This is a genomic window from Domibacillus sp. 8LH, from assembly GCF_038806185.1.
In the GTDB taxonomy this organism is placed as follows: Bacteria; Bacillota; Bacilli; order Bacillales; family Domibacillaceae; genus Domibacillus; species Domibacillus indicus_A.
This window is the reverse complement of record NZ_JAVJNG010000293.1, coordinates 1-244: the sequence shown is the minus strand read 5'-3', so window position 1 is coordinate 244 and position 244 is coordinate 1. Positions and strand designations below refer to the sequence as shown.

The 244-nt window shown below is 45.9% G+C and carries 1 pseudogene; it reads left to right on the top strand.

Features of this window, described 5'->3' with window-relative positions:
• A pseudogene (locus tag RG959_RS24765) lies at positions 1-244 on the top strand (threonine--tRNA ligase); the annotation flags it as partial.

Sequence of the window (244 nt, the reverse complement as noted above, 5' to 3'; positions counted from 1 at the left end):
GCCCACACGTTCCGTCAACAGGCCGTATCCAGATTTTTGAATTGCTCAACGTGGCTGGTGCATATTGGCGTGGTAAGAGCGAAAATCCAATGATGCAACGTGTGTATGGTACAGCCTGGTTTGACAAAAAAGATCTCAAAGCATACCTGCAAATGCGTGAAGAGGCCAAAGAACGTGACCACCGTAAACTTGGTAAGGAATTGGATCTTTTCATGATTAGCCAAGAAGTTGGTCAAGGTTTGCC